This is a genomic window from Streptomyces coacervatus (assembly GCF_029223485.1).
Classification (GTDB): Bacteria; Actinomycetota; Actinomycetes; order Streptomycetales; family Streptomycetaceae; genus Streptomyces; species Streptomyces coacervatus.
Genome location: NZ_JARHTP010000003.1, coordinates 549,146 through 561,938, shown reverse-complemented (window position 1 = coordinate 561,938; position 12,793 = coordinate 549,146). Strand labels below are relative to the sequence as shown.

Annotated in this window: 14 protein-coding genes; 5 read left to right on the top strand and 9 right to left on the bottom strand. The window is 70.0% G+C overall.

The window, feature by feature from the left end:
• Nucleotides 1-7: 7 nt before the first annotated feature.
• From P2Q00_RS10110 to P2Q00_RS10100, 3 genes are all read left to right on the top strand, one after another.
• Entirely contained in the window at nt 8-871 is an 864-nt protein-coding gene (locus P2Q00_RS10110) for an ANTAR domain-containing protein (RefSeq protein WP_275771603.1), read from the top strand.
• 83 nt (nt 872-954) lie between these two features.
• A complete protein-coding gene (locus tag P2Q00_RS10105) occupies nt 955-1,689 on the top strand; it encodes a GAF and ANTAR domain-containing protein (RefSeq protein WP_275771602.1) in 735 nt (244 codons plus the stop codon).
• A gap of 217 nt (nt 1,690-1,906) precedes the next feature.
• Entirely contained in the window at nt 1,907-2,218 is a 312-nt protein-coding gene (locus tag P2Q00_RS10100; RefSeq protein ID WP_275771600.1) for a hypothetical protein, read from the top strand.
• A gap of 22 nt (nt 2,219-2,240) precedes the next feature.
• On the opposite strand, the gene pspAB is transcribed toward P2Q00_RS10100, so the two are convergent.
• The 4 genes from pspAB to glnA all read right to left on the bottom strand — a co-directional run bounded on the left by pspAB (nt 2,241) and on the right by glnA (nt 5,668).
• Nucleotides 2,241-2,825 (bottom strand): PspA-associated protein PspAB, encoded by a 585-nt coding sequence (gene pspAB, locus P2Q00_RS10095; RefSeq protein WP_275771598.1) that lies wholly within the window; start codon nt 2,823-2,825, stop codon nt 2,241-2,243.
• A 3-nt stretch (nt 2,826-2,828) separates the two neighbouring features.
• Nucleotides 2,829-3,746 carry a zinc metalloprotease HtpX gene (gene htpX / locus P2Q00_RS10090; RefSeq protein ID WP_275771596.1) on the bottom strand — a complete coding sequence of 306 codons (918 nt, stop codon included), beginning with the start codon at nt 3,744-3,746 and terminating at the stop codon, nt 2,829-2,831.
• A 140-nt stretch (nt 3,747-3,886) separates the two neighbouring features.
• On the bottom strand, nt 3,887-4,150 hold the full coding sequence (locus tag P2Q00_RS10085; RefSeq protein ID WP_275771595.1) for an SCO2583/SCO2584 N-terminal domain-containing protein: 264 nt from the start codon (nt 4,148-4,150) through the stop codon (nt 3,887-3,889).
• A 108-nt stretch (nt 4,151-4,258) separates the two neighbouring features.
• Nucleotides 4,259-5,668: a type I glutamate--ammonia ligase gene (glnA, locus tag P2Q00_RS10080; RefSeq protein ID WP_275771594.1), complete on the bottom strand. Its 1,410-nt coding sequence runs from the start codon at nt 5,666-5,668 to the stop codon at nt 4,259-4,261.
• Between the two features lie 197 nt (nt 5,669-5,865).
• Between glnA and P2Q00_RS10075 the strand changes: the two genes are divergently transcribed.
• Nucleotides 5,866-6,333: an RDD family protein gene (locus tag P2Q00_RS10075; protein ID WP_275771593.1), complete on the top strand. Its 468-nt coding sequence runs from the start codon at nt 5,866-5,868 to the stop codon at nt 6,331-6,333.
• 95 nt (nt 6,334-6,428) lie between these two features.
• Here the strand turns inward: P2Q00_RS10075 and P2Q00_RS10070 are convergent, their stop codons facing one another.
• From P2Q00_RS10070 to lipB, 4 genes are all read right to left on the bottom strand, one after another.
• Nucleotides 6,429-7,130, bottom strand: coding sequence for a DUF4191 domain-containing protein (locus tag P2Q00_RS10070; RefSeq protein ID WP_275771591.1), 702 nt, complete (start codon nt 7,128-7,130; stop codon nt 6,429-6,431).
• A 59-nt stretch (nt 7,131-7,189) separates the two neighbouring features.
• The gene (locus tag P2Q00_RS10065) at nt 7,190-7,390 is read right to left on the bottom strand and encodes an SCO2195 family GlnR-regulated protein (RefSeq protein ID WP_275771590.1); all 201 of its coding nucleotides are present in this window, start codon (nt 7,388-7,390) and stop codon (nt 7,190-7,192) included.
• Between the two features lie 279 nt (nt 7,391-7,669).
• Entirely contained in the window at nt 7,670-8,635 is a 966-nt protein-coding gene (gene lipA, locus P2Q00_RS10060) for a lipoyl synthase (RefSeq protein ID WP_275771589.1), read from the bottom strand.
• A gap of 152 nt (nt 8,636-8,787) precedes the next feature.
• Complete coding sequence (gene lipB / locus P2Q00_RS10055) at nt 8,788-9,585, bottom strand: lipoyl(octanoyl) transferase LipB (protein ID WP_275771587.1); 798 nt, start codon at nt 9,583-9,585, stop codon at nt 8,788-8,790.
• Nucleotides 9,586-9,838: 253 nt separating this feature from the next.
• On the opposite strand from lipB, the gene P2Q00_RS10050 reads away from it, so the two are divergent.
• Nucleotides 9,839-11,275 carry an NsdA family TPR-like regulatory protein gene (locus P2Q00_RS10050; protein ID WP_275771585.1) on the top strand — a complete coding sequence of 479 codons (1,437 nt, stop codon included), beginning with the start codon at nt 9,839-9,841 and terminating at the stop codon, nt 11,273-11,275.
• A 96-nt stretch (nt 11,276-11,371) separates the two neighbouring features.
• On the opposite strand, the gene P2Q00_RS10045 is transcribed toward P2Q00_RS10050, so the two are convergent.
• Entirely contained in the window at nt 11,372-12,721 is a 1,350-nt protein-coding gene (locus P2Q00_RS10045) for an NAD(P)/FAD-dependent oxidoreductase (RefSeq protein WP_275771584.1), read from the bottom strand.
• Between the last annotated feature and the right edge of the window lie 72 nt (nt 12,722-12,793).

Genomic DNA, 12,793 nt, shown 5'->3' with positions numbered 1-12,793 from the left:
TTTCGGCATGGCCACCGGAGATGGGGCCCGCGATCCCATGGCTTCCGCGCAGCGGAACGCCGATGCGGCGCGTGCTCGTTCGGCGCACGAGACCGGTCGCGCCGAGCACCACGAGACCCTCGCCGACGACGCCCCCACGGATGTGCTCAGGAGTGTTCATCTGCGGATCGCCGCTCTGCACCGGTCGACGGCCGCCTGTCACGACATCTCCGCGCGTCTGCAGAGCGACTATGTGGCCCGGTTCGGGAAATGGGCCGGAGCGGGGAACACGCCGCGCCCCATGTTCATGACCGGAGTCGCGGCGGCCTGCGGCACCCGCAGCGCCGCCCTCACGCTGGTCGGGGCGACCCTCGACCAGCTCGCCCTGGCCGCCTCCGACGAACCGTCCCGCTCCGCCCAGGAGCTGGAGTTCCTGCTCGGCGAAGGCCCGGCCAGGGACGCCACGGCCGAGATCCGCCCGGTGTCGGCGACCGGTCCGGCGCTGGCCGAGCGCTGGCCCGGCTACGGGCCCGCCGTCACGGAACTCGGCATCGCCGAGGTGGCAGCCGTACCGCTCAGCCTGGCGGGGGTGTGCGTCGGCGCTCTCGCGGTCTTCGACCCGGCGCCGGGCCTGGTCGGTTCGGGCACCTTTCGCGAGGTCGCCGAGGCCCTGACAGAGTCCATGATCCTCAACCCGGACGGCGACCCCGGGCTCTACGGCGCCGTCGACCTGAGGGCCTTGGTGCACCAGGCCACCGGCATGGTCTCCGAACAGCTCGACTGCTCGGTGACCGATGCACTCGAACTGATCAAGGCACACGCCTTCGCCGAAGGCGTCTCCGCGCACACCGTGGCGGACCGCATCGTGCGGCGCGAGCTGCGTCTCGGCTGAAGCAGAGGGAGACGCCAGGACATGGACAAGGAACACTGCGGAACTCGGTCCGCGACGGACGTCCGAAACGCCAAGGGGAACCGATGACCTCCATGCCACTGACACAGCAGCGGCTCGCACGGGCGTTCGTCGACCTGGCCAGGAGCCCGGTCACCGAGCCCTCCGACCCGGCCGGGCTGCTCGCGTCCCTCGCCGCGCACGCAACCGAGCTCCTCGGAGACTGCGCCGCGATCGTGCTGTACGTCCCCGACGAACACACGCCCGCCCAGGTGGCCGGCACCGGCGAGGAACTGATGCGGCTGGCGCAGGACGCCGCCGACCTCAGTGAGGGACCGGGACGGGAAGCCTGCCGCACCGGACGCCCGGTGCCGGACACCGCCCTCGACGGAGAACAGGCCCGCCGGGACTGGCCGCGCTACACAGCCCGGGCCCGGCAACTGGGCTACGGCCGCACCGCCGCCCTGCCCCTGCACGTCGGCGACGACACCCTGGGCGCCCTGGTGCTGCTGGGCCGCGGCGGCACACCGCTGCCCGCCGAGCTCCTGGCGCTCGGCCAGTCACTCACCGACGCCGCCGGCTGGCCCCTGGAACGGGACCGGCGCCTGCGCGAGACCCGCGCCCTGGCCGACCAGCTGGGCCAGGCTCTGACCAGCCGTATCGTCATCGAACAGGCCAAGGGCACCCTCGCCGCCCGGCTCTCCATCACGGTCGACGAGGCCTTCCGTCTGCTGCGCAGCCATGCCCGCTCGAACCGCCGTCGTCTGACGGATGTGGCCCGCGAGGTAGTGGAACGGCGGCTGGAGGTGCCCGCGGAGTAGGCGGGGCGCGGAAAACCAGATGCACGGCGAGTGATCGCGTCCGTACTCTGGACACACGTTGCGGAGCTGCCCACCCCCTCTTTCCGCAGGACAGGCATCACCCTGCGGACTCGGGGCTACTCTCTACGCACCGACGGACGGACGCCCTTCCCCCAGCGCCCCGTCGGGAGGACACACCAACACCGCTCGATCACTCACGCCCAAACGGAGGCCCGTCATGGGCACCATCGTCATATCCGGGACCGTCGTCCTGGTCGTCTTAGGATTCGGGAACCACGTCTGGTGGCTGGCCGCGGTCGCCGTGCTCTTCCTGTACTTGCAGTACGGGCGGGACGCGTCGTCGGGGTCCTCGTCGGGCGGTGGCGGCGCGTCGTCGTCGGGGGGCGGCGGCTCCTCGTCGTCGGGGACCATGCCGTCGACCTACCGCGCGTACCGCGACCGCCGTGACAAGCAGGCCAAGTGGGATCGCCGCTACCGCCGCGAGCGCCCGCTGGAGTCCCGGCGCCAGGAGCGCGAGAAGAGCAACTGAGACCGGTGGTGGTAGCCCTCGGTCACAGACCCGGGGCGCCCCACACCGGGAACCACCGGCTCAGATCCTGCTCCATCCGCAGGTCACCGGCGAGCGCCGCCTTCACCTGCAGTTCCAGTGCGTTGTCGCGCCGCTGCCCCTCGCCGGGCAGCGGTGCGAACGGATAGAACGTGCCGCGCTTGTAGAGATAGACCAGCGCGAGCGGCCTGCCCCCCTCGCCCTGGAAACCGGCCAGGGAGCACAGCAGCTGCGGTCCGAAGCCGTTGACCTCCATCGAGCTGTTCACCGCGTGCAGATCGTTGACCAGCTCGGACAGCTGCTCGGGGGAGCGGCGGGAGAGCAGCCAGGAGTAGCCGAACTCGTCCTGCTTGAGTTCCACCGGAGGGCCGTCCCGGTCGGCGTCCGCGTCCAGCAGGGCCTGGACCTCCCGGTGTGTCTGCTCGAAGGCCGAGCCCTCGACCGTGGCGAAGCACACGGCACCCGTGCCGGTCGGCGTGAAACCGGCCGCGGCCTCAAGGGTCACGGCCGCCGACGGCAGCCCGAAGAGCTGGTCCAGGTCGGGCAGGACCGGCTTCGTACGGCCGAGCAGAATGTCCAAGAGCCCCATGCATCATCCCTTTCCGGGGGTCGCCGCCTCACCCAACTCGGCGGAGATCCGCCCCAGTTGGTCGAGCCGCTGCTCCAGGCTCGGGTGCGTGGAGAAGTACCGCTCGATGCCGGGCTCCTTGCCGGTCGCCGGGGTGAAGTAGAAGGCGTTGAAGGCCTGCGCCGTGCGCAGATCCTTGGTCGGGATCCGGGCGATGTCGCCGGAGACCTTGGTCAGCGCGGACGCCAGCGCCGAGGGCCGCCCGGTGAGCAGCGCCGCCGCCCGGTCCGCGGCCAGCTCCCGATACCGGGACAGCGCCCTGATCAGCAGGAAGCTGATCGCGTACACGGCCGCCGACACAGCCATGACCACGGCGAAGACGGCAGCGGTGTTCTGATCCCGCCGTCCGCCGCCGAACAGTTGGCTGTAGAAGGCGAACCGCACGATCAGCCCCGCGATCACGCCGAGGAACGACGCGATCGTGATCACGGCGACGTCCTTGTGCGCCACGTGCGACAGCTCGTGCGCGAGTACGCCCTCCAGCTCCGCGGGCTCCAGCCGGCGCAGCAGCCCGGTCGTCACGCACACCACCGCGTGATCCGGATTCCGCCCGGTGGCGAACGCGTTCGGCATGTCCATCTCGGACACGGCGACCACCGGCTTCGGCATATCGGCGATCGCACACAGCCGGTCGATCACCGCATGCAGCTCGGGATACTCCTCGCGCTCCACGACCCGCCCGCGCATGGCGAACATCGCGATCCGGTCGGAGAACCAGAACTGCGCGACGAACATCGCCGCCACCAGTACGACGACCAGCAGCCACGACTTCAGCAAAACGATCAACGCGGCAACGAAGGCCACGTACAGCAACCCGAGCAGGAACATCGTGACCGTCATCCGCACGGTCAGCCGCCGGTCGCTCCGGAAGCGGCTCTGCATCTGCATCACCCCGCAGTCAGGCACTCGTCCCACTGCAAGTGTGCACCCGGCCGGGCCCATGAGGTGGTTCCGATCGGCCCTAGGAGCTGCAAAAGGTCCCTGTGTGTCCCTGTGAACAGCCGCAGCTCAGCACAGCCCCTCTAGTACGGCGCCCGGAACTGCACGTACCCCAGCAGCAGAATGATCGCGGCGACGCTGCCCAGCACGACGGCCGTCGACACCCACGAGGACCGGCGGGGCCCCGCCTGGTCCGGGTCGGCACGAAACGGCTGCGGCTCGGGCGGGTTCTCCTTCCACCGCGCGGCCAGCATCCTGGCCCGCGCCGAGGGCTCCTTGTGCTCGGCGTTCTCCGCCCACCTCAGGTCGAACTCGCGCTCGTGGTCGTTGTGTTCGTGCTCCGGCATTCCGTCCACCCCCGTGTCGTGTCATCGGCAGAATAGAACATACGCCCGCGCCCCCGCTGTCGGTACCGACAACGGGGGCGCGGGCGTAGTGCCTGGGTCAGGCGACGATCACACGTCGAAGTAGAGCTCGAACTCGTGCGGGTGCGGACGCAGCTGCAGCGGGGCGATCTCGTTCGCGCGCTTGAAGTCGATCCACGTCTCGATCAGGTCGGACGTGAAGACGTCGCCGGCGAGCAGGAACTCGTGGTCGCGCTCGAGGGAGTCGAGGACGGCCGGGAGCGAGGTCGGGACCTGCGCGACGTTCGCGTGCTCCTCGGGAGCCAGCTCGTAGAGGTCCTTGTCGATCGGCTCGGCCGGCTCGATCTTGTTCTTGATGCCGTCCAGGCCCGCGAGCAGCAGCGCGGAGAACGCCAGGTACGGGTTGCCGGAGGAGTCGGGCGCACGGAACTCGACGCGCTTGGCCTTCGGGTTCGATCCGGTGATCGGGATACGCATGGCCGCGGAGCGGTTGCGCTGCGAGTACACCAGGTTGATCGGCGCCTCGAAGCCCGGGACCAGACGGTGGTAGGAGTTCACCGTCGGGTTGGTGAAGGCCAGCAGCGACGGTGCGTGCTTGAGGATGCCGCCGATGTAGTAGCGGGCGGTGTCCGACAGGCCCGCGTAGCCGGCCTCGTCGTAGAACAGCGGGTCGCCGTTGGCCCACAGCGACTGGTGGACGTGCATGCCCGAGCCGTTGTCACCGAAGATCGGCTTCGGCATGAAGGTCGCGGTCTTGCCGTTGCGCCAGGCGACGTTCTTCACGATGTACTTGAAGAGCTGGAGGTCGTCGGCCGCGGCGAGCAGCGTGTTGAACTTGTAGTTGATCTCGGCCTGGCCGGCGGTGCCCACCTCGTGGTGCTGGCGCTCGACCTGGAGGCCGGACGCGGCCAGCTCCAGGGAGATCTCCGCACGCAGGTCGGCGAAGTGGTCGACCGGCGGGGTCGGGAAGTAGCCGCCCTTGTAGCGGACCTTGTAACCACGGTTGTCCTCGAGGGCACCGGTGTTCCAGGCGCCGGCCTCGGAGTCGATGTGGTAGAAGGCCTCGTTCGCGGAGGTCTGGAAACGCACGCTGTCGAAGACGTAGAACTCGGCCTCGGGGCCGAAGTACGCGGTGTCGGCGATACCGGTGGACGCCAGGTAGGCCTCCGCCTTCTTCGCCACGTTGCGCGGGTCACGGGAGTACTGCTCGCCCGTGATCGGGTCGTGGATGAAGAAGTTGATGTTGACCGTCTTGTCGCGGCGGAAGGGGTCGACGCGCGCGGTGGACAGGTCGGCGCGGAGCGCCATGTCGGACTCGTGGATGGCCTGGAAGCCGCGGATCGAGGAGCCGTCGAAGGCGAGCTCCTCGGCCGGGTCGAAGGCCTCTGCCGGCACCGTGAAGTGCTGCATCACGCCAGGCAGGTCGCAGAACCGGACGTCGATGAACTTGACGTCCTCGTCCGCGATGAACTTCTTGGCCTCGTCGGCGTTCTGGAACATCCAGCTCCTCCTACTCCCGACCGTCCTGCCGGGGTGGTAGTTCGTTCGTGCGGCCAGTGCGGTGGCACACGTTGTCCTCGACCCTAGGGACGCGTGATTTCTCGGGCGTGACCCATTTGTTTCGCACAAGTTAACCGGCCTCGGCCCGGTTGACCCCACCTGTCCGTATCGCGAAACGGGCGCAGTACCGTGGACGGGTGGACAACAGGGATGCAATCGGCTCGTGGCTCTCGGGCCCCCGCGCGGCCGCAGAGGAAGCCGGTGTCGACTTCGGATACCGCGGCGAGCAGCTGGGTCTGCCGGAGGAGGGGCCGGGCTCGATCGCCCGCCCGGGCCGCCGGTTCGGCGCCCTCGTCGTCGACTGGGGCCTGTGCCTCTTGATCGCATACGGTCTTATCACTCACGGCTACAACCAGGCCACCGGCAACTGGGCCCTGCTCATCTTCTTCCTGCTCGGCGTCCTGACGGTCGGCACGATCGGCTTCACCCCCGGTAAGCGCCTCTTCGGCCTCCGCGTGGTCGCCCTGGACACCGGCCGCCCGAACCCCCTCCGCGCCGCCCTCCGCACGGCCCTCCTGTGCATCGCGATCCCGGCCCTGATCTGGGACCGCGACGGCAGGGGCCTGCACGACCGGCTGGCCCGCACGGTCGAGGTTCGCGGCTAGCCGCTCTGCGCCCGGTAGGGGCGCGGGGAACTGCGCGACCAGCCCCCACCGGCCCGCGCACGACCAAGGCCCCTAAGCGCCTCGTACGAGCGAAGTCAGCGGGCCTTCGGCCCGCCCTTCGGCAGCTTCATGCCCTTGGGCATCGGACCCTTCGGCAGCGGCATGTTGGTCATCAGGTCGCCCATGGCGCGTAGCCGGTCATTGGTGGCCGTCACCTGCGGACCGGTCAGAACGCGCGGGAGCTTCAGCATGGTGGTCCGCACCTTCTTCAGCTCGACCTGGCCCTCGCCCGTGCCGACGATGATGTCGTGCACCGGCACGTCCGCGACGATGCGGTTCATCTTCTTCTTCTCGGCGGCCAGCAGGGTCTTCACCCGGTTCGGGTTGCCCTCGGCGACCAGGACGATGCCGGCCTTGCCGACGGCCCGGTGCACCACGTCCTGGCTGCGGTTCATCGCCACCGCGGGCGTCGTCGTCCAGCCCCGGCCGACGTTGTCGAGCACCGCCGCGGCTGCGCCCGGCTGGCCCTCCATCTGCCCGAAGGCCGCCCGCTCGGCCCGGCGCCCGAACACGATCGCCGCCGTGAGGAAGGCGAGGAACAGGCCCAGGATGCCGAGATAGATGGGGTGACCGAGCAAGAAACCGATCGCGAGGAAGACACCGAAGACGCTGATGCCGACAGCCGCGAGTACAAGACCGATCTTCTTGTCGGCCTTGCGGGTCATCTTGTAGGTCAGAGCGATCTGCTTCAGTCGCCCGGGGTTCGCAGCGTCCGCTGCAGGTTCCTTCCTCGCCATGCCACGAAGTCTACGTGGCCCCGGAAGCGCCGTACGACGGCAGTGCCCGGAGGGCGGGTTCAGGGGCGGCCGACGAGGGTCTGGTCCATGACGCGCTGGGCCTCGACGCGGTCCTTGGCGCGGCGGCGGTCCTCCAGCACGGAGGTCCAGGCGTTGCGACGGGCGGTGCGCTGACCGCTGCTCATGAGCAGCGACTCGACTGCACGCAGTGCAGTGGTGAACGACGGGATGGCGGTGGCGCGAACCGGCGCGGCCTGCATGGTGGAGGTCCCCCCTCGGGTACGGGCTGCTTGGTGTGGGTGTACGTGGCGTGAGTCCAGCGTCACTGATTGGTGTTACCAGGGCGTGACCGACCGGTCAAACACCAATGAAGCCTTGATGCGACGGGCGAAAACGCTGACGCGGCCCTGACGGCGTCCTCATCTGCGAGGACGGTCAGGACCGCGTCGAATCGGCCGTTACCGGCAAGTAATTTCTTGTGCTCAGGTTCACACGGAATCGTGGCACTCCGTGCCATCTGGTGGTGTTCGGTGCGAGCCTCAAACGGCCTGCGAGGCGACGTACGAACCTCGCTTCTCGATGGCCATCTGGTAGAGGCGACCCGCGCGGTACGAGGAACGCACCAGCGGACCGGACATGACCCCCGAGAAGCCGATCTGCTCGGCCTCCTCCTTCAGCTCCACGAACTCGTGCGGCTTGACCCAGCGCTCGACGGGGTGGTGTCGCACGGACGGGCGCAGGTACTGCGTGATGGTGACCAGCTCGCAGCCGGCCTCGTGCAGCTGCCGGAGCGCGTCGCTGACCTCCTCGCGGGTCTCGCCCATGCCGAGGATCAGGTTCGACTTGGTGACCAGGCCGTAGTCGCGGGCGGCCGTGATGACCTTGAGGGAACGGTCGTAGCGGAAGCCCGGGCGGATGCGCTTGAAGATCCGGGGAACCGTCTCGACGTTGTGCGCGAAGACCTCGGGGCGGGACGAGAAGACCTCTTCGAGCTGCTCGGGGATCGCGTTGAAGTCGGGGGCGAGGAGCTCGACCTTCGTGCGGCCGGCCTCGCGGTCCGCCGTCTGTGCGTGGATCTGGCGGACCGTCTCCGCGTACAGCCAGGCGCCGCCGTCCTCCAGGTCGTCGCGGGCGACGCCGGTGATGGTGGCGTAGTTCAGGTCCATCGTGACCACGGACTCGCCCACGCGGCGCGGCTCGTCACGGTCCAGCGCCTCGGGCTTGCCGGTGTCGATCTGGCAGAAGTCGCAGCGCCGGGTGCACTGGTCGCCGCCGATGAGGAAGGTCGCCTCGCGGTCCTCCCAGCACTCGTAGATGTTGGGGCAGCCGGCTTCCTGGCAGACCGTGTGCAGGCCCTCGCTCTTCACGAGGTTCTGCATCTTGGTGTACTCGGGACCCATTTTCGCCCGGGTCTTGATCCACTCGGGCTTGCGCTCGATGGGGGTCTGGGCGTTCCTGACCTCCAGGCGCAGCATCTTGCGTCCGTCGGGTGCGACTGCGGACACGATGGGCTCCCTAGCGATTGATTCCTCGGCGCCCCCAAGGGTACGCCCGTTGATTTGAAAGCCCGGCGTCGGTGCTGGCCCTCTGGGGGCTGCGCCCCCAGACCCCCGCTTCAGCCTGAACGGCCTCGTCCTCAAGCGCCGGACGGGCTGAGTTATGCCGGCGTCTTCTCAATGAGGCGCGGCTTCAGCTCCGCGTTCTCCAGTACGTCCCTCAAGTGCCGCTCCGCGACCGGCAGCACCTCGGCGATCGTCACGTCGCGGCCCAGTTCGCCGGCCAGGGAGGCGACGCCCGCGTCGCGGATGCCGCACGGGATGATGCGGTCGAACCAGCGGTTGTCCGGGTTCACGTTCAGCGCGAAGCCGTGCATGGTGACGCCCTTGGCCACGCGGATGCCGATCGCCGCGATCTTGCGGTCCTCGCGGCGCTGGCCGGCGTTGGAGGGGGCGTACTCCGGGCCGTTCATACGCGGGTCGAACTCCTCGTCGTGCAGACGGGGGTCGAAGTCGAGGGACAGCCCGCCGAGCGTCGGGCGCTGCTCCACCGGGTCCCCGAGGACCCACACTCCGCTGCGGCCCTCGACCCGGGTCGTCCGCACCCCGAACTCCGCGCACGTGCGGATCAGGGCCTCCTCCAGGCGCCGTACATGGGCCACCACGTCCACCGGGCGCGGGAGCTTCTGGATGGGGTAGCCCACCAGCTGGCCCGGGCCGTGCCAGGTGATCTTGCCGCCGCGGTCCACGTCGATGACGGGGGTGCCGTCCAGGGGACGTTCGCTGTCCGCCGTGCGCCGGCCCGCCGTATACACCGGCGGGTGCTCCAGGAGCAGCACGGTGTCAGGGATCTCGTCGGCGAAGCGCGCCGCGTGCACCCGGCGTTGCTCGTCCCACGCCACCTGGTACTCGACGGCCTCGGCACCGAATCCCATGCGGACGAACCGCAGCTCACTCACGGCAAGCGCCTCCCTAGAAGGTCGTAAGGCGCGAAACGCGCCTACGCCACTGTACGACCGACCGTCTCGCGTCAGCCCCGCGGCCAATCCTCACACGATCGGATGAACGAGTGTCGAAGTGTGCGACCGACTGCTCACTCTCCGCTACATTCGCGCCGTTCACAGAGGCCATAAGGGCTGCTCACAGGCAATCCGGGCACAGCAGGGCCGACAGCGGCCCTGGAGGCCCGAAAGGCAGGAGACCGCACCGCAGATGACGGAACGACCCGCGCAGCGCACTCCCAACCGCCAGCTCGCCGCGCTCATCGCAGAAGCCGGGTTCTCCAACGCGGGTCTCGCCCGTCGAGTCGACCAGCTCGGGCTCGAACACGGGCTTGATCTGAGATACGACAAGACGTCCGTGACCAGGTGGCTGCGTGGCCAGCAGCCCCGCGGCACCACTCCTGCCCTGATCGCCGAGGTCTTCACCCGCCGCCTCGGCCGCCGCCTCACCGCCCAGGATCTCGGCCTCGACGCCTGTGCGCCGGTGTACGCCGGGCTCGAGTTCGCCGCCACCCCCGAGGAGGCCGTCGACATCGTCGGAGGGCTGTGGCGCAAGGACTCCGGTTCGCACGCCGAGCTCCGCAAGATCGCGTTCACACCGGCCGGTCTGGTCGTGCCCAGCCGCGACTGGCTGATCGGCCGCGCCGACGACAAGGTCGCCCGCGGCGAACAGCTCTCCCGCGTCCCCGCCCAGGGCCGCCCGGCAGTGCCCCGCCAGCGCGGCCAGGCCGAACGCGGCCCCGGCCAGAAGGTCACCGGCGGCGACATCGCCGCACTCCGCTCGGTCGGCGAACTGTTCCGCACCCTCGACGACAAGTACGGCGGCGGCCACGCCCGCCAGGCCCTGGTGCGCTACCTGGAGCACGAGTGCGAGCCCATGCTGCGCGGCACCTACGGCGAGCAGACCGGCCGCCGGCTGTTCGGCGCGGCCGCCGACCTGACCAGGCTCGCCGGCTGGACGTCGTACGACATCGCCGCGCACGGGCTTGCACAGCGGTACTTCGTGCAGGCGCTGCGTCTTGCGCAGGCGGCGGGGGACCGGGCGTACGGCTCCTATGTGCTGGTCACCATGAGCCGGCAGGCCGTCTATCTCGGCCACGGGCGGGAGGCCGTCCAGCTCTCGCGGGTCGCCCAGCAGGGCGTCGGGACCAATGCCCCGCCCGTCGTGCAGGCCCTGCTGCACTCGGCCGAGGCGCGCGGGCACGGTGTGCTCGGCGAGGTGCGCAACTGCACCGCCTCGCTGGTGCGGGCGGAGCGCGCCCTTGAGGCGGCACGTCCCGGCGATGAAGTCCCCTACTGGGCGCGGTTCTTCGACGAGGCGCAGCTCGCCGACGAGTTCGGGCATGCGCATCGGGATCTGCAGCAGTTCCGGGCGGCTGCGCAGCATGCCGAGCGGTCGCTGCAGTTGCGTGCGCCTGCGTATGCGCGGAGTCGGTTGTTCTGCCGGGTTGTGCTGGCCTCCGCCCGCCTGGGGCTTGGGGAGCTTGATCAGGCCTGTGCGTTGGGGGCGGAGGCGGCCGGCGCTGCCGCGGAGATGCGGTCTGTGCGTGCTGTTGAGTATGTGCGGGACTTTGAGCGGCGGTTGGAGCCTTATAAGGATGCGGCGCCTGTGCGGGGTTATCGCGACAAGGTCGCTGCGCTGGGCTAGGCGGGGTATCGCCGTAACTCCGACTGTCGGATGCCCAGCGCGCGTTCGTCGTGGTTGATCGCGCAGTTCCCCGCGCCCCTTTAGGGGCGCGGTTGCTCAGGCCGCCTGCTTGACTGTGCTGCTTGGTGGGTCTGCCCTGTGTATTGAGCCTGCTGCTCGCAGGTCCGTGAGGATTGCTGTTGAGGCGCGGTGGCCCGAGTGCAGGGCGCCCTGGACTGTGCTGGTGTCGCGGTGGTCGCCGCAGACGTACAGGCCCGCCAGGAGGCGCACCGGGCGGCGTAGGTCGTGTGGGGGGCGCATGGCGGGGACGGCCTCGGGGGTGTGGTGGACGGTCAGGGTCTCCCAGCGGCGGGTCGACGTGCCGTAGAGGCGGGCGAGGTGCATGCGTACGGCTGCGTCGAGGTCGAGCGGGGGTGGGCCCAGGATCGTGGAGGAGACGAGGGTGCGGCCTGCGGGGGCCCGGCTGGGGTCTATGGCGCTGATGACCGCCGTGTGTGCGATCGGGCCGCCGCGGTCGGCGTCCAGGAGGAGGGATGCGCCTGTTGTTGGCGGCTCGTCCGTTGTGTGGTGCACGACCGTCAGGGGGTGGAAGTCCGGTACGCGCAGGCCGGGCAGGAGGGCGGCGGCGGCGCGGGCGTCCGTTGCCAGGAGGACGGCGCGGCAGCGGATCTCGCCGTGCTCGGCGGTCGTGACCGCGCTGGTCGACACCGAGGTGACGCGGACGCCGGTGTGGACCGTGCCCGGCGGCAGTGCTCGTGCGAGCAGTTCCGGGAGCATCTCGGCGCCGCCCTCCGGCAGGCACAGGCGCCCGCATGCGAAGGCGCGCAGCGCGAGGTCGGCGCACCGGCTGGAGGTTGTCAGCTCCGGGTCGCACAGCAGGGCGGCGAGCAGCGGGCGCAGGAAGCCGTCGATCGTGCGGGCGGGGACGCCGTGGGCCTTGAGGGCCTGGGCGGCGGGCAACTCCGGGCGGGAGAGGAGTCGTTCGACCGGGGTCGCCGCCAGCCGGGACAGCGCGGTGGCCAGGCGGGCCTGGTCCACGGCGGTGCCGAGTGGGGCGGCGGTCCGGGGGGCGCTCTTGGTGGGGGCGCTCGCCAGGGCGCGTACTGCATGGAGTGCGCCCCTTGCGCCCCCTGCGCTCGGCTGAGCGCCCGCGCGGTGGTGGCGTCCGTCCCTGTGCAGCAGGACGCCCGGCGCGAAGGGGCGCAGTACGAGCGCGTCGAGCCCGGGGGTCAGCCGCAGCTCGGGATACGCCGTGGACAGCAGCTGGCCGATCCGGTCGAGCCGGAACCCGTCGACCTTCTCCGTCGACATGCGGCCCCCCACCCAAGGGGCGGCCTCCAGAACCGCGGTCGTCACTCCTGCGCTGGTCAGCCGATGCGCCGCCGAGAGTCCGGCAACCCCGGCTCCCACGATCACGACGTCCGCCTGGTACGCGGGCTCAAGCACGTGCCCCTCCTCGAGGTTGCGCGGCCGGTGGAGACGTGATGCCCCCAACAGGCCCTGGGGATACCCGAGTTC